This is a genomic window from Streptomyces sp. NPDC088707 (assembly GCF_044752725.1).
In the GTDB taxonomy this organism is placed as follows: domain Bacteria; phylum Actinomycetota; class Actinomycetes; order Streptomycetales; family Streptomycetaceae; genus Streptomyces.
On the sequence record NZ_JBIVLV010000015.1, the window covers coordinates 85,030 to 99,908 of the forward strand.

Below are 14,879 nucleotides of genomic sequence, written 5' to 3' on the forward strand. Positions count from 1 at the left end.
TCACGATCCGGCGACCCACCGTCCCGAGGGTGGGGATACCCCCCGCACCGGGAGGTATCGGTTTGCAGCACCCACCCATGCGCCATGTAGGCTGTTGCCTCTTCCACGGGTGCGTAGCTCAGGGGTAGAGCGCTGCTCTTACAAAGCAGATGTCGGCGGTTCGAAACCGTCCGCGCCCACCAGGGAAAAGGCCCCCAGCCGATCATGGCTGGGGGTCTTTGACATCCACTTCTGACATCAACGCGGGTGGTCACTCACGACCGGGGGCGGCTCCTGAGCAGCCGGTCGATGTGACTCACGGCCTCGCGCTGCGTGTCTTGGACGACGTGCGTGTACAGCTCTTGCTCGTCCAGCTCGTCGAGGCCCATGTCGAAGTGCCGGCGTATCGGGTCGGCTCGGAAGCCCGTGGCGCGTCGCAGTCGTGCCGCCGTGACCGGGACGTCTTTCTTTGCGTAGCGGAGCGGATAGATCACATGATCGCCAAGGATCATGAGCGTTCGGGCATGAGCGCGAGCCAAGCTGGCGGGGATTAGGTCGCTTAACGGGCCTGCAGCATCGCCGAAGGTTTCCTCTGCCCACCCTGTCACGGTTCCCGCGGTCTACCGCCCACCCCCTTGTGGCACCTGAGTGCCGAGCAGCATTCAAGGAAACCGTGCAGGCTGGGTGCGAGCCGCGCAAGAGGGCATCCAGCGCATGACCGGGCGCACGGTGCCCAGCATCGGGTGCGTCGGGTGGCAGGTGACCGCCAGTGGTGGGTCGTACGCTGCGGCCATGCACAGAGGAGCGATCACACAAGGATCCGTGCTCAAGGCCATCGCCGAGTACGACGAGTTGGGACAGGCTGCGTTCTTGGCGAAGTACGGTTTCGGCGCGGCTCGCTCGTACGTTGTGGTGCACGACGGGCGGGAGTACGACTCCAAGGCCATAGCTGGCGTGGCGCATCAGTGGGATCAGGGGCGAGCCCTCAAGCCTGATGAGTTCAGCGGAGGTAAGGAGCACGCCGCGGCGTGGTTGAAGCGGGCAGGCTTCCAGGTCAAGGCCGTCAAGAATCCTGACTGGGCCCGGGACGAGATCATCCTTGCCTGTCAGCTCGTGATGGAGAACGGCTGGAAGGGGCTGGACGCTCAGGACGCCAGGGTGGTCGAGCTGTCCGGCCTGCTCCAGCTGTTTCCCATCCACTCCGAGGCGGAGCGCAACGAGAAGTTCCGCAACCCGAACGGAGTGGCGCGCAAGACGTTCGACATCGCCACACGGCATCCGGAGTACCGGGGCAAGCCCACAAATGGGGGCGCTCTCGATGTGGCGGTGCTGATGGAGTTCCTTGCCAGACCTGACGAGATGACCGAGGCCGCTCGGCTGATTGGCCAGGGCATCGCCGCAGGCGAGCTCCAAAGCCTTGCGCCGACCGAGGACGAGGAGTTCGACGACTACAGCGCTCCTGAGGGGCGGCTTCTCATGCGCCGGCACCAGGCCCGGGAGCGGAACAAGAGCCTGCGCAAGAAGAAGATCGCTTCTGTAGCTCAGCGCGGTGGGCGGCTGGCGTGTGAGGCGTGTGGGTTCGACTTCGAGCAGGTCTACGGTGACCGCGGTGCTGGGTACATCGAGTGCCATCACGTCGTGCCGTTGCACGAAGCAGGCGAGGGGCGGACCAAGCTCAGCGATCTCGCCCTCATATGTGCCAACTGTCACCGCATGATCCATCGGCGTGCGCCATGGCCGACCCCTGAGGAGCTGCGAGCCTCCATCGAGCGAAAGCATGCAGCTGACAGGCGTGCAGCGGAAGCCATTGCACGGCCACGCAGGGCGGCTGACGAACAGATGCCGAACCCGTGATCTGACATCAACGGCGGCGCACAGAGGCAGTCTCGGAGGGCTGGGGACGACAGTCGTCGCCAGGGCCATCGGGGTGCTCAGTCGCCGTGGGCAAGCTTACAAAGCAGATGTCGGCGGTTCGAAACCGTCCGCGCCCACCAGGGAAAAGGCCCCCAGCCGATCATGGCTGGGGGCCTTTGACCTTGCTTCTGGCGGAGGGGGCTGGCTGCTCCGTCTGGACGGCGGGACGGACCTGGAAGGGGCCTGAGGCCTTTCGCCGGAGGGGTTCGCGGCCTTTTCGGGGGCGGTTGGTCAGGCCTTGATTACTTCGGCTTTCTTGTCGCCCGCGCTGGCCTCCACCTTTACCGTGCCCGTCTCGCGGTCGCCGGCGGTGGTGGCGTCCGTGGGCGTGTGGGCCGCCAGGGTGGCTATCGCGGCGATGGTCGCCTCGGTGGCGGGCGTCGGGCGGGTGGGGTGGGACTGCGGGTTCGCGGGGCGCCCTGAAGTCGTCGTGGGTGAAGGTGGGTCGGTCGTTCGTCGACGGTGCTCGACGGTGGTTGAAACCACCTTGTGGGCGTCAAGAGTTGACGGGGACCTGGCAGCGCCGGTGTACTCGCCGCATGGCTGAGGTGGGGGACGCGCCCGAACCCGGGGCGCAGGGCGGCGAGATGACGTCGCAGCGGTACATCGAGACGAGGCTCGCGCAGTACCAGGGCTGGTACGACGCCAGGGCGACCCGGATGAAGGCGATGCATCTGCGGATGCGGACCGTCTCCGTCGTCGGTGCCGCGCTCGTGCCCGTGTTCGTCAACCTTGATCTGGGCTTCGCGCGGGTCACCGCCACCGTGCTGAGCGTCGTGGTGGTCGCGGCCGTGTCACTGGAGAGCGTCTACCGGTACCGCGAGCAGTGGAAGAACTACCGCTCCACCGAGCAGCTCCTCGGGCACGAGCGGGTCTACTTCGAGACCAAGGTCGGGCCGTACCACAACCTGCCCAAGCGGGAAGCGTTCTCGACGCTCGTCGCCCGGGTCGAGAAGGCCATCGCCAACGAGAACTCCGCGACCCTGAACGTCATGACCCTCGGCGGGCAGGTCGACTCCGACATCCCGCAGCGTGGGATCCCCGCCGCCCGTGAGCCGGAGGCCGGCGTGGGGGAGAAGTAGGTGTGCGGACGGCCCCCGGTGGAACCGGGGGCCGTCCGTTTCGGGGGCGTCGACGCGGTGGTCAGACCCCGGGGGTCAGCACCACTTGTAGTCGACCCGCGTCGAGTTGTACGAGCACGTGTCGATCCGCGCGCCGTTCGACTTCTTCAGCGTCGCGGTGTCGCGGTCGTTGTTCCAGACGTACGCGCCGCGGTTCTGGTAGACGTTCGCGGCCGAGTTCGTGCCGCGGCCCGTGCGGACCGTCACGATCTTGCCCTTGCCCAGGACGAAGTTGCCGAACGTGTACTTGTGGTTCGCCGCGTCCGTCAGCGTCCAGCCGCGCAGGTTGACCGCCGCGCCGGTCGTGTTGCGTATCTGCACGTACTCGGCGTTGAGGCTCGTGTTCGAGCGGCGGTCCGTGCCCGGGCTGTCGTAGTAGATCTTGTACAGGTGGACCGAGCCGGCGGCCTGTGCCTGCGTGGGCAGCAGCAGGATACCGGAGGCGGCGGCCGCGGTCACGGCCGCGAACGTGCGTGCGCGAAGCATGAATGTCCCTCAGTTTCTGCCGGGAGCCCGCCGATGGGACCCGGCGAGCACACAGAATACGCACGCTCTTCACCTTGTCCGCACAACTTCGCGCGAGTTGGCGTCCGGATAATTTAATCTTGGCTTATGTTCGACGCGCCCCTGCGGGTCACCGTGCTCGGCTCCGCCACCCCCTTCCCCCGGCCAGGCAACGCCTGCTCCGGCTATCTCGTCGAGGGCGGCGGGGTGCGCGTGTGGGTCGACGCCGGCACCGGCACCCTCGCCGAGCTCCAGCGGCACGTGGCCCTCGGCGACGTCGACGCGGTGTGGATCTCCCATCTGCACGCCGATCACTCCGCCGACCTGCTCACCTTCTACTACGCCCTGCTCTACGCGGGCCTGGAGCCGGCCCTGCCCGTGCCCCTCTTCGGGCCCACCGGGATCGCCGATCGGCTCGCCGGGTTCCTCACCAACGGCCCCGAGCGCAGCCCCGTCGAAAGGGCCTTCAGGGTCGAGGAGTTGCACGACTCGCATGTCGCCCGCGTCGGTGGGCTCACCCTGACCTCCCGCGCCGTCGAGCACGGACTGCCCGCCTTCGCGCTGCGCGTGGAGGACGAGGCCGGGCGCTCGCTCGTCTACTCCGGGGACTGCGAACCCTGCCCCGCCCTCGTCGAACTCGCCCGCGACTGCGACCTGTTCGTGTGCGAGGCGGACGGGGAGGCCCCCGGACACCACTCCGCCGCCCAGGCCGGCAGGACCGCGGCCGAGGCCGGTGTCGGACGGCTCGTCCTGACCCATGTGGGGTCGGCGCTGCCGCCCGGGGAAGCCATCGCGTCGGCCGCGGGGGACTACGCGGGCGACATCGCCCACGCCGATCCCGGGCTCCGCTTCGACGTCACGCGTCGAAGTCGTACTCCAGGACGTACGACGACGAGTCCAGCGTCATCTCGTTGAGCTCCACCGCCTTACCCGGTCCCGTGAACGCCGTACGCCCGATGAGGACCACCGGCGTCCCCGACTGCAGGGCCAGCCGGTCCGACTCGTCCGCCGTCGGCATCCGGCAGCGGATCTCCTCGCGGAACCGCACCGGCCGGTGGCCCAGCTCCGTCAGTCGCGCGTAGGTCCCGCCCGGCCCCGTGTCCGGCTCGGTGATCGGCGTCCCGCGCACCAGCTCCGCCGACAGGTACGAGACCGACAGCAGCACCGGCTTGGCGTCGAGGACGAAACGGCGGCTGCGTACGCACACGGGCGCGCCCGGCGTCAGGTTCAGCGCCCCCGCGACCCGCGCCCCCGCCTCGGTCTCTGCCACTTCGATCTGGTCGACGACCAGGTCCCGGTCCTCCACGTCCGCCGACCAGACCGAACGGCCGTTGCCCCACTGCTCGCCGGACAGCCGCGGGATGCCCCGGCGGCGCAGCGGGCGGAAGACCCGGACGAAGACCCCGGCACCTTTGCGGGCCTCGGCGAGTCCCTCGGTGCGCAGCACGGAGAGGGCCTGTCGGGCCGTCATCCGGGCCACGGCGTAGGTCGTCATGAGGTCGTTCTCACCGGGGAGCCGGTCGCCCGGCGCGAACGCGCCCGACTGGATGGCGGTTCTCAACTCATCAGCGATGCGCTGGTACTTGGGCCGACGAGCGCTGTCCTGGTCAGTCACGGGCGGACCACTCCCTTCATCTGCGGACACCCTACGGCGCACCCCGAGGCCAGGGTGCACACGTGTGCGCCGCCCCGCCCGGTCGATCCATCCATCGGGGGACATCTCTAGAGATACGTTGACAGGGAGGGGGCGGAGGGCTTCTCTGGTTCTCCCCAGGCTTCAGGAATCGGGACGGAGGGGATGCGTGCAGCCACTGCCCGAGGTCGGTGACCTCGTCCGTGACGCCGCCACCGGGCGGGTCGGCTTCTACGTCGGGAACGTCCCCGGCAGCCTCCCCGGGAGCGTCCCGGGGTGCGTCCCCGGGGGTGTTCCCGGGACTTTCTCCGGGCGCTGTCTGATCCGGCCCGTCCACGGTGGCGCCGAGTGGGAGGCCGAGCCCGCCGACGTACAGCCGGCCACGCCGCTGCGTGAGCTGCGCGCCCGAGCCGCCGAGATCAACGCGCGTAGCCGGCGGGGGTTGTCCTGAGGTTGTTGGTTGTTGGTTGTTGGGTGCCGGTGGCCGGGTGCCGGGTGCCGGGTGTCGGGTCGCCGGGCTGTCTGGTCGACCGGTCGAGGCCCCGGAGACCCGGGTTGTCCGGCGCCGCAGGCTGTCCGCTCGGGCCCGGTGCCTGCCGTCTTCGGCGGTTGTCAGTGGGGCGCGCCACACTGGAGGCATGTGCCGCAGCATCAAGACGCTCCGACCGCCCGCGCTGCCCGAGGAGGCGACCGAGGACGACATCCGCGCCGCCGCCCTGCAGTACGTCCGCAAGGTCTCCGGGTTCCGCGCCCCCGCCGCCCACAACCGCGAGGTCTTCGAGCGGGCCGTGGACGAGATCGCCGACGCGACCGCGAGACTCCTCGACGGCCTGGAGGTACGCGGTACGCACCACGCGCATCACGCACATCCGGCGCCCTCGGCGCACCCTGCGTCCCCGACGCCCTCCGCCGTCAGGCGGCAGGTGCGGGAGCCGCAGCCGGACGCCGTATGAGGTAGGCGGCGAGCCCGCCCGCCAGGAACAGCGCGAGGGTCGACACGCCCGCGCTGAACCACGTCGCGCCCAGCCACTGCCCGCCCAGCCAGCCGAGCCCCACGCTGTACGAGGCCCAGGTCACGCCCGCGAGGGCCGACCACGGCAGGAACTCCTCCACGCGCCGCTTCGCCGCGCCCGCTCCCAGCGAGACCACCGAGCGGCCCGCCGGTGCGAAACGCGCGAGGACGACGAGCAGCCCGCCGCCCCTGGCCAGCGCGGTGCCGAGACGTTCCTGCGCCATGGACAGGCGCCGGGACCGGGCGATCGTCCGGTCGAGCCTGGCGCCACCCCGGAGCGCCAGCCGATACGCCAGGAAGTCGCCGAGGACCGAGGCCGTGGCCGCGCAGAGCAGCAGGGGGAGGAGGGACGGTACGTCGGGGGTGGCCGCGGTGGCCGACGCCGCCGCCGTGGCGGCGGTGATCACCAGGAAGCCGCTCGGCAGCACGGGCAGGAAGACGTCGAGCAGGATCGACGTCGCCACCACCGGATAGATCCATGGACCGGCGGTGAGCGACCGCAGCGAGCCAAGGCTGTCGAGCAGATTCACAGGGGCAGAGCCTACGCGGGGGCGGGGGGCCGCCCGCCGGGTGGGTGCCGGGCTCCGCCGGGCCCGCGCGAACGTGTGCGACTTTGCGGGAATGTGCCCGGGGTGAGGGGCCGGTTCGGGTGAGGGGGGCAGGGGAAAGGGCCGGAACGCGTGCTGCGTGGTCCGGCCCTTTCCTGTAGGTGACTCGGTCTGCCCGGCCGAAGCGCCTCAGACCGCAGTCGGTGTCACGACTCGGGCGGTGACGCCGGGGCGGCCCCGCTTCTTGCTCAGGCCGTGATCGAGGGGCCCGAGAGGGCCACGAGGCCCGAGACGCCCGAGGGGCCCGCGGGGCCCCGAGAGGCGCTCTTCTCGCTCAGGCCGTGACCGGGGTGGCCTGCTCCTCGCGCTCCTCGCTCGTCCTGCGTGCCGTGGCGCCCGCGCCGACCCGGCCGCGGAAGAGGCCGTCGAGAGCCAGCGCGCCCGGGCCGGTGAACACGAGCAGCACGAAGGCCCAGCAGAACAGGGCCGCGGTCTCGCCGCCGTTCTGCAGGGGGAAGAGGGACTCCGGCTGGTGGACCTTGAAGTACGCGTACGCCATCGAGCCCGAGGCGAGGAACGCGGCGGTCCGGGTGCCCAGGCCGAACAGGACCAGGCCGCCCGCGCCGAGCTGGATGACGGCGGCGTACCAGCTCGGCCAGGTGCCGGCCGGGACCGTCCCGCCGCCCATCGCGCCGCCGAGGACGCCGAAGAGCGAGGCGGCGCCGTGGCAGGCGAAGAGCAGGCCGACGACGATGCGGAAGAGGCCCAGCGCGCACGGCTGCGACTGGTCGAGTCGGCCCGCGAGGCTGCTCGCGCCGCCGGGGTTCTTCGCCGCCTTCTGCCGACTGTTCGGGGTGCTCGGGGTGCTCCGGGTGCTCGGGTTGTCCGGGTTGTTCAGGGTGTTCGGGGGGTTCATGGGGGGACTCCTTCGGCCTGGCCTCGTCCGTGGGGTGGACGGGGGTGGGGACGGAAACCGATGAGGCCGTCAGGTTAGGCACCCCTCACTAGTACTTGCAAGTTCAACATCAGGCCATCGGGAAGTGTGTGGTGAGGTTCACTTCCCGATGGCCGTTGTTGACGTCGAGTCAGCAGCGCGGTCCTCAGCAGCCGTTGAGCAGGGACTGGAGGGCGCTCTTCTCTGCGGAGTCGACGCTGAGGTTCCAGTGGTACTTCACGTGCACCCACGCGCGGGCGTACGTGCAGCGGTACGCGGTCCGCGAGGGCAGCCACTCCGCCGGGTCCTGGTCGCCCTTCGACTGGTTGACGTTGTCCGTCACGGCTATCAGCTGCGGCCGGGTCAGGTCGTTCGCGAAGGACTGGCGCTGCGAGGTGGTCCACGCGTTGGCGCCCGAGCGCCAGGCCTCGGCGAGCGGGACCATGTGGTCGATGTCGAGGTCGGAGGCGACGGTCCAGGTGGCGCCGTCGTACTGCGAGTACCAGCTGCCGCTGGTGGCGGCACAGCTGGAGTCCGTGACGACGTTCACGCCGTCGCGCTTGAGGACGGTCTCGCGGGTGTTGCAGGCGCCGGACTGGGTGATCCAGTGCGGGAAGAGGTCCCGGCTGTAGCCGGAGGAGGAACCTTCCGCCTTCACGGTGAGGGCCGCCAGGTAGGTGCGGGCGGTGGCGGCGCTGACCGGGGTGGGCATGGCGGCCTGGGCGGCCGGGGCCGTGGCGAGGAGGCCGGTGACGGTGAGGGCGGCGGAGGTGGCGAGCACGGCGAGTCGACGCGCGTAGATATTGCCGACGGGCATGGGAACTCCCTTGAGGTGGGGGGACCTTGGCGGGTGCCGTCCCCGTGGGTGCCGGGCGATCGGCCCGGTCATCGTGGCGGCGCGAGGTTTCGACGGGGGGTGCGCCAGGTAACAGGGTGGCGACATGGACACGTCACATCAAGGGGTGTGACGTGTCCTGATGGAGCGCCAGGTTCCGCCGAGCGCCACGAGGGTGGGGCGGGAGGGGCCGTCCGTCGGCCGCGCGAGCGGGGATATGACGAGACCCCGGGCCCTTTCGGCCCGGGGTCTCGTCCCGTCGCGGATCCCCGAGTGGGGAGGTGCTGCTGGAGCTGGCGGTGCTGCTGGGGGAGTGTGGCGCCGGAGCGCTCGGCGTCCTACGGAAGTACGGTCAGCGTGATCGAACCGTCGGCCGCGGGCTCGACCCGCAGGCGGGTGAGGTCGGCGACGTGCACGTCCGGCGCGAAGGCCGCCGCGCGCGGGCCGACGCCCACGATCCGCATGCCGGCCGCGCGGCCCGCCTGGATGCCGGCCTCCGAGTCCTCGAAGACGATGCAGTCCGCCGGGTCGAAGCCCAGCTCGGCCGCGCCCTTCAGGAAGCCCTCGGGGTCCGGCTTGCTGGCGCCGACGTGCTCGGCGGTGACCCGGGTCGCCGGCATCGGAAGCGCCGCGGCGCCCATTCGCGCCTGCGCGAGGGCCTCGTCCGCCGAGGTCACCAGGGCGTGCGGCAGCTGCGCGAGCGCGGCCATGAAGGCGGGGGCGCCGGGAACGGGTACGACCCCGTCGAGGTCGGCGGTCTCCTCGGCGAGCATCACCCGGTTGTCGGCGTGGTTCTCGGCCATCGGGCGGTCCGGGAGGAGGACGGCCATGGTCGCGTACCCCTGGCGGCCGTGGACCACCTTGAGCACGGCGTCCCCGTCGAGGCCCTGCCGCTCCGCCCAGCGTCGCCAGCAGCGTTCGACGACGGCGTCCGAGTTGACGAGGGTGCCGTCCATGTCGAGGAGGAGGGCGCGGGCGGTGAGCGTTGCCGGGGTGGTGGCAGGCATCAGGTCTCCAGAGGGGGTGGTGCGGAGAACGAAGCGGTCCCGCCCACCGGTCAGGGTGTGCGGGCGGGGCCACTTTGTTTTTCTACGATACAAAACCGGGGGGCGTCTTGGCCAACCGGTCCGCATTCCGGGACCCGGGGCGGGGTCGGCCGGGGCCGGTGCGGGCCGGGGTGACGCGTGGGGGTGCCCGGGCGTATCCGGCGTGTACCCGGGGTGGACTCGCGTCCACCCCGGCATGCGGGTGTCACGCGCGGGAGTCCGATGTGGGAGCCGGATGCGGGGGGTCAGATGTGGGGGGTGTTCCGCTCCAGGACCTCGCGGGTGTGTGGCCCGTACACGCCCTCGGGATCGCCCTGGATGTACATGTACGACTGGTAGATCGCCACCGCCTCCCACACGTCGTCGTCGTACCTGCCGTTGACGCGGCCGTGGTAGACCCCGACATCGGTCAGGCGCCGCTGGAGCTCCCGTACCTCGTGTCCGCTGGAGCCGACGTCCAGGGTCTCCTCCTCCTGGCCTTCCTCCCCCTCCCCGGGTGACCGGGCGGGGGGCGTCGTCGTGGCCGGCGGAGTCGCCGTCGGCCCTACGGGCGGCGCCGACGAGGAGGAGGCGGACGGGGGAGCCGCCGCGCCGCTCGTGGTCACGGAGGCGCTCGGCGACGCGGTCGTGGGGGTGGGCGAGGGCGAGGTCGTCGACGGGGACGCCGACGCGGACGTCTCGCGCGGCGTCGGGGACGAGGACGTCGGCTCCGGGCTCTGCGACGAGGAGGAGGGGGACGGTGCCTCCGACACGCCGAGGTTCAGCGACGCGCTCGTGGTCACGTCCGGTACGGCCGCCCGGTCCTCGGGCTCCTCCCCGCCCCCGAGGACGGCGGCCGCCAGGGCTGCGGTGCCCGCGACGGCGACGGCGGCCACCGCCGCGACCAGCGCGCCGCGCCGGCGCCCGCGCCCGCGCCCCCGCCCCTGCCCATGGCCGGGCGGCGGGGGTATGTCGCCGACGCCGCGCAGCAGGAGCGGCATGGTCTCGGAGGGGTCACCGCCGGGGTGCGGCTCGGCCGGAAAGGCCGCGGTGCCGCCGTACGGCCCGCGCCCGTCCCCGCCTGCGACGCCCCCGCCCGGCTCACCGCCCGGCTCCCCGCCCGGCTCCCCGTCCGGCCGGATCGCCGCGAGCGGCGCCGTCGGCGGGTCCTCCGCGCCCGGGCCGCCCGAACCGAAGCCGTACGTGCCGGGGCCGCCCGAGCCGGAGCCGTACGTGCCAGGGCCGACCGAACCGCCGGAGCCGCCCGAACCGGAGCCGTACGTGCCAGGGCCGCCCGAACCGGAGCCGTACGTGCCAGGGCCGCCCGAACCGGAGCCGTACGTGCCCGGGCCCCCCGACCCCGCACCCCCCGCCACGGCCCCCGGCGGGGTTCCCGACTCGTCCTCCGGTGCGTCCAGCGTCACGTACGGCCTGATCCGGAGCGGATCGAAGTCCTCGGCCGCCGCCAGTTCGGCCTGGGCGCAGGCGCAGCCAGGTCTCTGTACACCGCATTCAGGACAGACATGTCCGGTCATGATGGGTCCCCTCCCCGAGACAACTGCTGGCGATTATGCAGCCCGCACCCTCCCCGAGGGCGAACAGACGGACGAACTCCGCAGGCCATATCCAGACATTCGGACCAGGATGGAGGGGCCGTCCCATGGGCTGTCCGGCGGGACGCCCGACGAGACGCCCCGAGGAGACGCCCATGGCCCAGGAAGTAAGCCCCTCCGAGCTCGGTGGCGCCCCCGCGCCAGGGGAGGGGCAGAGCCGCCGCACGGTCCTCGTCGCGATCAGCGCGCTGCTCCTGGGCATGCTGCTGGCCGCCCTCGACCAGACCATCGTCTCCACCGCGCTGCCGACCATCGTCAGCGAGCTCGGCGGCATGGAGCACCTCTCCTGGGTGGTCACCGCCTACATCCTGGCGTCCACGGCGGGCACCCCGCTCTGGGGCAAGCTCGGCGACCAGTACGGGCGCAAAAGACTCTTCCAGGCGGCGATCGTCCTCTTCCTCATCGGCTCCGTGCTCTGCGGCATCGCACAGAACATGCCGCAGCTCATCGCCTTCCGCGCGATCCAGGGCCTCGGCGGCGGCGGTCTCATCGTGCTGTCGATGGCGATCGTCGGCGACCTCGTGCCGCCGCGGGAGCGCGGCAGATACCAAGGGCTCTTCGGCGCCGTCTTCGCCACCACCAGCGTCCTCGGTCCGCTGCTCGGCGGGGTCGTCACCCAGCAGCTCTCCTGGCGCTGGGTCTTCTACATCAACCTGCCGATCGGCATCGTCGCCCTCTTCGTGATCGCCGCCGTCCTGCACATCCCGGTGAGTTCCACGCGCCACACCATCGACTACCTCGGCACCCTTCTCATCGCCTCCGTCGCCACCTGTCTGGTGCTCGTGGCCTCGCTCGGCGGCACCACCTGGGCGTGGGGTTCGGCGCAGATCATCGGCCTCGCCGTCCTCGGAGCCGTACTCCTCGTCCTGTTCGTCCAGGTCGAGCGGCGGGCGGCCGAACCCGTGCTGCCGCTCAAGCTGTTCAGGATCCGGACGTTCAGCCTGGTCGCCGTCGTCAGCTTCGTCATCGGCTTCGCGATGTTCGGCGCGATGACCTATCTGCCGACCTTCCTCCAGGTCGTGCAGGGCGTCACTCCGACCAAGTCCGGCGTGCACATGCTGCCGATGGTCGCCGCCATCCTGGTCACCTCGACGGTCACTGGCCAGATCGTCTCCCGGACGGGCCGCTGGAAGGTCTTCCCGATCGCCGGCACCGCCGTCACCTGCCTCGGACTGCTCCTGCTCCACGGGCTGACGGAGACCAGCTCCACCGGGGAGATGAGTGTCTACTTCTTCGTCTTCGGCGTCGGCCTCGGCCTGGTCATGCAGGTCCTCGTCCTGGTCGTGCAGAACGCCGTCCCGTACGCGGACCTCGGCGTCGCCACCTCCGGAGCCACCTTCTTCCGCTCCATCGGCGCCTCCTTCGGCGTCGCCGTCTTCGGCACGATCTTCACCACCCGGCTCACCCACTCGCTCGACGACGTGTTCGCCGCCGCCACCGCCTCAGGACAGGACCTCCCGCCCGGTGTCGGCCCCGAGCAGGTCGCCGCCGACCCGCGCACCGTCGCCTCGCTCCCGGCCGACCTGCACCCCGACGTCCTGCACGCGTACGCCACGTCCATCGCCGACGTCTTCCTGTACGCGGCGCCGGTGGTCCTGGTCGCCTTCGTCGTCGCCTGGTTCCTCAAGGAGGACAAGCTGCGGGGCTCGGTCACCGCGCCCGACTCCGGCCAGACGCCCGCCTCCGACCCTGTGGAGCGTTCCTCGTACGAGGAGTGTGCCCGCGCCCTGTCCGTCCTCGGCTCCCGGGCGGGCCGCAGGGAGATCTACGAGAAGATCACCGCTCGCGCCGGGCTCGACCTGCTGCCCGCCGCGAGCTGGCTGCTGCTCCGCATCCGCCGCCACGGCACCGTCGAACCCGTCCGGCTCGCCGGGCACGTGCCCGTGCCGCTGCGGGTGATCACGGAGGCCTCGCGGCAGGCGGAGGAGCGGCGCCTGGTCAGCCGGGAGGGTCTCCAGCTGATGCTCACCGAGGAGGGCGTTCAGGCCGCGACGCGGCTCGACGCGGCCCGCGAGGAGTCGCTCGCCGAGCTGCTCGGCGACTGGTGGGGGCCGGACCGGCCCACCGACCTGGTGAAACTCGTCGAGGAGCTGACGGCCGAGTTGAGCGGCACGGACCCGGAGCGCCCAGGTGACCCGGAGCGCCTGAGCGACCCGGAGCGCCCGGGTGACCCGGAGCGCCCGAGCGACTCGGAGCGTCCGCGCGACGCGGAGCCGCCCCGCGACCACGACGCGTAGGTGCAGGGCCGTACTCCCTGTGTGACAGTCATTCAAATCTCCTCAGTACGCTGTCCCCTTCAAGATCGCCTCACAGGGGGAGCGGGCAGGATGAACAGCGAAGAACCACGCCAGGGCCAGGGCTGGCCGACCCCGCCGCCACACCCGCCGGCCGGACCGGCGAACGGCGGACACGACGGGTACGGAGGTGGGTACGGCGGCGGGTACGGAAGCGGGCACGGCGCGGGATACGGGGCCCCGGCCCCGATCGTCGTGACGCGTCCGTCCTCGCACCGGGGTGCCTGGATCGGCGCGGCAGCCACGCTGGTGGCGGCGGTGATCGGCGTCGTCGGTACGTACCTGGTGAGCACCGCCGACGATGGCGACACCCCGCCGCCGCAGGCGCAGACCCCGGTGACGAGTTCGACCGGCCCGTCCGGGGCGGAGGGCGGGAGCGGCGAGGACACCTCCGTGGACTCCTCGCAGAGCCCGGAGCCCGTGGCGAGCGGGGAGACCTCGACGAGCGAGGAGAGCTCGGCGCCTCCGGCGACACCGACCTCCGAGGCCCCGCCCGCGAAGCCGGCCGGCACGGTCGAGTGGCAGGGCCCCCTGGTGATCACGTACACGGACGACAAGGACCTCGACTCGGTGCCGCCCGCGGAGTCCGAGATCGGCGCGGAGAACGACTTCTCCGTCTACCCGTTCGGCGGCCACATGCTGCAGCCCGGGGACGAGGTGAAGGCGCTGGTGTGGAAGGACACGACGAACAAGACGCCCTCGTACGAGGACTGCGCACGGGACATCGACACCCTGGGCACCTCGACGGCGACGGAGCTGAAGACAGGCATGGTCGTCTGCGCCGTGACGAACGACGGCCGCCTCGCCCGGCTGACCGTCAAGGAACTGGCCGGTCTGGCGTCCGACACGCGTGGGGTCTTCGACGTCGTCGTCTGGAGCCGCTGACCGGCGGGCCCGCCCCGCCGCCCCGTCGGCCCCGTCGACGCCGGGGCGGGCCCGCCGGTCAGAGGTCCTTGCCGTACCAGATGTCCATGTACGGGCCCGTGCAGTACGGCGGGATCTCGTCGTATCCGTGCCGGGTGTACAGGGCGCGCGCCTCGACCAGGTCGAGGCGCGTGTTCAGGACCATCCGGCGGGCGCCGAGCTCGCGTGCCGCCTCCTCCAGGGTGCCGAGGAGCGCGCCCGCCCCGCCCAGGCCGCGGAAGGCGTGGCGCAGGAAGACGCGGGTCAGTTCGGCGCGGTCCTCGTCGAGGAGGAGCACTCCGCCGCAGCCGGCGGGCTTGCCCTCGTACCGCGCGACCAGGAACAGCCCGGTCGGCGGGATCAGCAGCTCGGCCCCGTCGTCGGTCAGGCCCTCGTCGATCTCCGCCCGCGTCGCGGGCCGCTTCCAGTAGCGGCTCGCGACGTCGTCGTAGTAGTCGCGGCGCAGGGCCGTGGCGTCCGGGGTGTCGACGCGCTCGGGGGAGAAGGTCCAGGTCATGGGCGCCATTGTGCGGCGCGCACGGTCGGGGACGCAGCTCGATTTCC

General features: G+C 71.5%; 17 protein-coding genes and 1 tRNA gene. 8 read left to right on the top strand and 10 right to left on the bottom strand.

What is annotated here, in order from left to right; all coding sequences use genetic code 11:
- The first annotated feature begins 107 nt into the window (after positions 1 to 107).
- Positions 108 to 182, top strand: a tRNA-Val gene (locus ACIP84_RS34440).
- 72 nt (positions 183 to 254) lie between these two features.
- Here the strand turns inward: ACIP84_RS34440 and ACIP84_RS34445 are convergent.
- Positions 255 to 491: a hypothetical protein gene (locus ACIP84_RS34445; protein ID WP_401803382.1), complete on the bottom strand. Its 237-nt coding sequence runs from the start codon at positions 489 to 491 to the stop codon at positions 255 to 257.
- A gap of 280 nt (positions 492 to 771) precedes the next feature.
- Here ACIP84_RS34445 and ACIP84_RS34450 point away from each other — a divergent pair, with 280 nt between their 5' ends.
- Entirely contained in the window at positions 772 to 1,833 is a 1,062-nt protein-coding gene (locus ACIP84_RS34450; RefSeq protein WP_401803384.1) for an HNH endonuclease, read from the top strand.
- 291 nt (positions 1,834 to 2,124) lie between these two features.
- Here ACIP84_RS34450 and ACIP84_RS34455 read toward each other — a convergent pair whose 3' ends face one another.
- A complete protein-coding gene (locus tag ACIP84_RS34455; RefSeq protein ID WP_401803386.1) occupies positions 2,125 to 2,379 on the bottom strand; it encodes a hypothetical protein in 255 nt (84 codons plus the stop codon).
- A gap of 53 nt (positions 2,380 to 2,432) precedes the next feature.
- Between ACIP84_RS34455 and ACIP84_RS34460 the strand changes: the two genes are divergently transcribed.
- Positions 2,433 to 2,975, top strand: coding sequence for a DUF4231 domain-containing protein (locus tag ACIP84_RS34460; protein WP_401803389.1), 543 nt, complete (start codon positions 2,433 to 2,435; stop codon positions 2,973 to 2,975).
- A gap of 75 nt (positions 2,976 to 3,050) precedes the next feature.
- Here the strand turns inward: ACIP84_RS34460 and ACIP84_RS34465 are convergent, their stop codons facing one another.
- The gene (locus ACIP84_RS34465; protein ID WP_229314907.1) at positions 3,051 to 3,500 is read right to left on the bottom strand and encodes a lamin tail domain-containing protein; all 450 of its coding nucleotides are present in this window, start codon (positions 3,498 to 3,500) and stop codon (positions 3,051 to 3,053) included.
- A gap of 126 nt (positions 3,501 to 3,626) precedes the next feature.
- Between ACIP84_RS34465 and ACIP84_RS34470 the strand changes: the two genes are divergently transcribed.
- Positions 3,627 to 4,433 carry an MBL fold metallo-hydrolase gene (locus ACIP84_RS34470; RefSeq protein ID WP_401803391.1) on the top strand — a complete coding sequence of 269 codons (807 nt, stop codon included), beginning with the start codon at positions 3,627 to 3,629 and terminating at the stop codon, positions 4,431 to 4,433.
- Here ACIP84_RS34470 and ACIP84_RS34475 read toward each other — a convergent pair.
- The gene (locus tag ACIP84_RS34475) at positions 4,375 to 5,133 is read right to left on the bottom strand and encodes a GntR family transcriptional regulator (RefSeq protein WP_355964863.1); all 759 of its coding nucleotides are present in this window, start codon (positions 5,131 to 5,133) and stop codon (positions 4,375 to 4,377) included. The two genes, ACIP84_RS34470 and ACIP84_RS34475, sit on opposite strands and share 59 nt — an antisense overlap.
- A 187-nt stretch (positions 5,134 to 5,320) precedes the next feature.
- Here ACIP84_RS34475 and ACIP84_RS34480 point away from each other — a divergent pair, with 187 nt between their 5' ends.
- Positions 5,321 to 5,602 carry a hypothetical protein gene (locus tag ACIP84_RS34480; protein WP_401803394.1) on the top strand — a complete coding sequence of 94 codons (282 nt, stop codon included), beginning with the start codon at positions 5,321 to 5,323 and terminating at the stop codon, positions 5,600 to 5,602.
- A 187-nt stretch (positions 5,603 to 5,789) separates the two neighbouring features.
- Entirely contained in the window at positions 5,790 to 6,104 is a 315-nt protein-coding gene (locus tag ACIP84_RS34485; RefSeq protein ID WP_401803397.1) for a DUF2277 domain-containing protein, read from the top strand.
- Here ACIP84_RS34485 and ACIP84_RS34490 read toward each other — a convergent pair.
- From ACIP84_RS34490 to ACIP84_RS34510, 5 genes are all read right to left on the bottom strand, one after another.
- On the bottom strand, positions 6,064 to 6,687 hold the full coding sequence (locus ACIP84_RS34490; RefSeq protein WP_355964899.1) for a VTT domain-containing protein: 624 nt from the start codon (positions 6,685 to 6,687) through the stop codon (positions 6,064 to 6,066). The two genes, ACIP84_RS34485 and ACIP84_RS34490, sit on opposite strands and share 41 nt — an antisense overlap.
- A 358-nt stretch (positions 6,688 to 7,045) precedes the next feature.
- The gene (locus ACIP84_RS34495) at positions 7,046 to 7,627 is read right to left on the bottom strand and encodes a DoxX family protein (protein ID WP_401803400.1); all 582 of its coding nucleotides are present in this window, start codon (positions 7,625 to 7,627) and stop codon (positions 7,046 to 7,048) included.
- A gap of 184 nt (positions 7,628 to 7,811) precedes the next feature.
- The gene (locus ACIP84_RS34500) at positions 7,812 to 8,462 is read right to left on the bottom strand and encodes an HNH endonuclease family protein (RefSeq protein WP_401803403.1); all 651 of its coding nucleotides are present in this window, start codon (positions 8,460 to 8,462) and stop codon (positions 7,812 to 7,814) included.
- 356 nt (positions 8,463 to 8,818) lie between these two features.
- Positions 8,819 to 9,487 (bottom strand): HAD-IA family hydrolase, encoded by a 669-nt coding sequence (locus ACIP84_RS34505; RefSeq protein ID WP_401803405.1) that lies wholly within the window; start codon positions 9,485 to 9,487, stop codon positions 8,819 to 8,821.
- 284 nt (positions 9,488 to 9,771) lie between these two features.
- Positions 9,772 to 11,040 carry a peptidoglycan-binding protein gene (locus ACIP84_RS34510; protein WP_401803408.1) on the bottom strand — a complete coding sequence of 423 codons (1,269 nt, stop codon included), beginning with the start codon at positions 11,038 to 11,040 and terminating at the stop codon, positions 9,772 to 9,774.
- Positions 11,041 to 11,213: 173 nt separating this feature from the next.
- On the opposite strand from ACIP84_RS34510, the gene ACIP84_RS34515 reads away from it, so the two are divergent.
- Positions 11,214 to 13,355, top strand: coding sequence for a DHA2 family efflux MFS transporter permease subunit (locus ACIP84_RS34515; RefSeq protein WP_401803411.1), 2,142 nt, complete (start codon positions 11,214 to 11,216; stop codon positions 13,353 to 13,355).
- A 90-nt stretch (positions 13,356 to 13,445) separates the two neighbouring features.
- Positions 13,446 to 14,297: a hypothetical protein gene (locus ACIP84_RS34520; protein WP_401803414.1), complete on the top strand. Its 852-nt coding sequence runs from the start codon at positions 13,446 to 13,448 to the stop codon at positions 14,295 to 14,297.
- Positions 14,298 to 14,355: 58 nt separating this feature from the next.
- Here ACIP84_RS34520 and ACIP84_RS34525 read toward each other — a convergent pair whose 3' ends face one another.
- Entirely contained in the window at positions 14,356 to 14,841 is a 486-nt protein-coding gene (locus ACIP84_RS34525) for a GNAT family N-acetyltransferase (protein ID WP_401803416.1), read from the bottom strand.
- Positions 14,842 to 14,879: the final 38 nt, after the last annotated feature.

Bases quoted from the DNA above. Each gene is read 5' to 3' on its own strand.
- ACIP84_RS34485 (WP_401803397.1), top strand. From the start codon at position 5,790: ATGTGCCGCAGCATCAAGACGCTCCGACCGCCCGCGCTGCCCGAGGAG.
- ACIP84_RS34465 (WP_229314907.1), bottom strand. From the start codon at position 3,500: ATGCTTCGCGCACGCACGTTCGCGGCCGTGACCGCGGCCGCCGCCTCC.
- ACIP84_RS34500 (WP_401803403.1), bottom strand. From the start codon at position 8,462: ATGCCCGTCGGCAATATCTACGCGCGTCGACTCGCCGTGCTCGCCACC.
- ACIP84_RS34520 (WP_401803414.1), top strand. From the start codon at position 13,446: ATGAACAGCGAAGAACCACGCCAGGGCCAGGGCTGGCCGACCCCGCCG.
- ACIP84_RS34505 (WP_401803405.1), bottom strand. From the start codon at position 9,487: ATGCCTGCCACCACCCCGGCAACGCTCACCGCCCGCGCCCTCCTCCTC.
- ACIP84_RS34515 (WP_401803411.1), top strand. From the start codon at position 11,214: ATGGCCCAGGAAGTAAGCCCCTCCGAGCTCGGTGGCGCCCCCGCGCCA.
- ACIP84_RS34460 (WP_401803389.1), top strand. From the start codon at position 2,433: ATGGCTGAGGTGGGGGACGCGCCCGAACCCGGGGCGCAGGGCGGCGAG.
- ACIP84_RS34495 (WP_401803400.1), bottom strand. From the start codon at position 7,627: ATGAACCCCCCGAACACCCTGAACAACCCGGACAACCCGAGCACCCGG.
- ACIP84_RS34445 (WP_401803382.1), bottom strand. From the start codon at position 491: ATGATCCTTGGCGATCATGTGATCTATCCGCTCCGCTACGCAAAGAAA.
- ACIP84_RS34470 (WP_401803391.1), top strand. From the start codon at position 3,627: ATGTTCGACGCGCCCCTGCGGGTCACCGTGCTCGGCTCCGCCACCCCC.
- ACIP84_RS34510 (WP_401803408.1), bottom strand. From the start codon at position 11,040: ATGACCGGACATGTCTGTCCTGAATGCGGTGTACAGAGACCTGGCTGC.
- ACIP84_RS34525 (WP_401803416.1), bottom strand. From the start codon at position 14,841: ATGGCGCCCATGACCTGGACCTTCTCCCCCGAGCGCGTCGACACCCCG.
- ACIP84_RS34450 (WP_401803384.1), top strand. From the start codon at position 772: ATGCACAGAGGAGCGATCACACAAGGATCCGTGCTCAAGGCCATCGCC.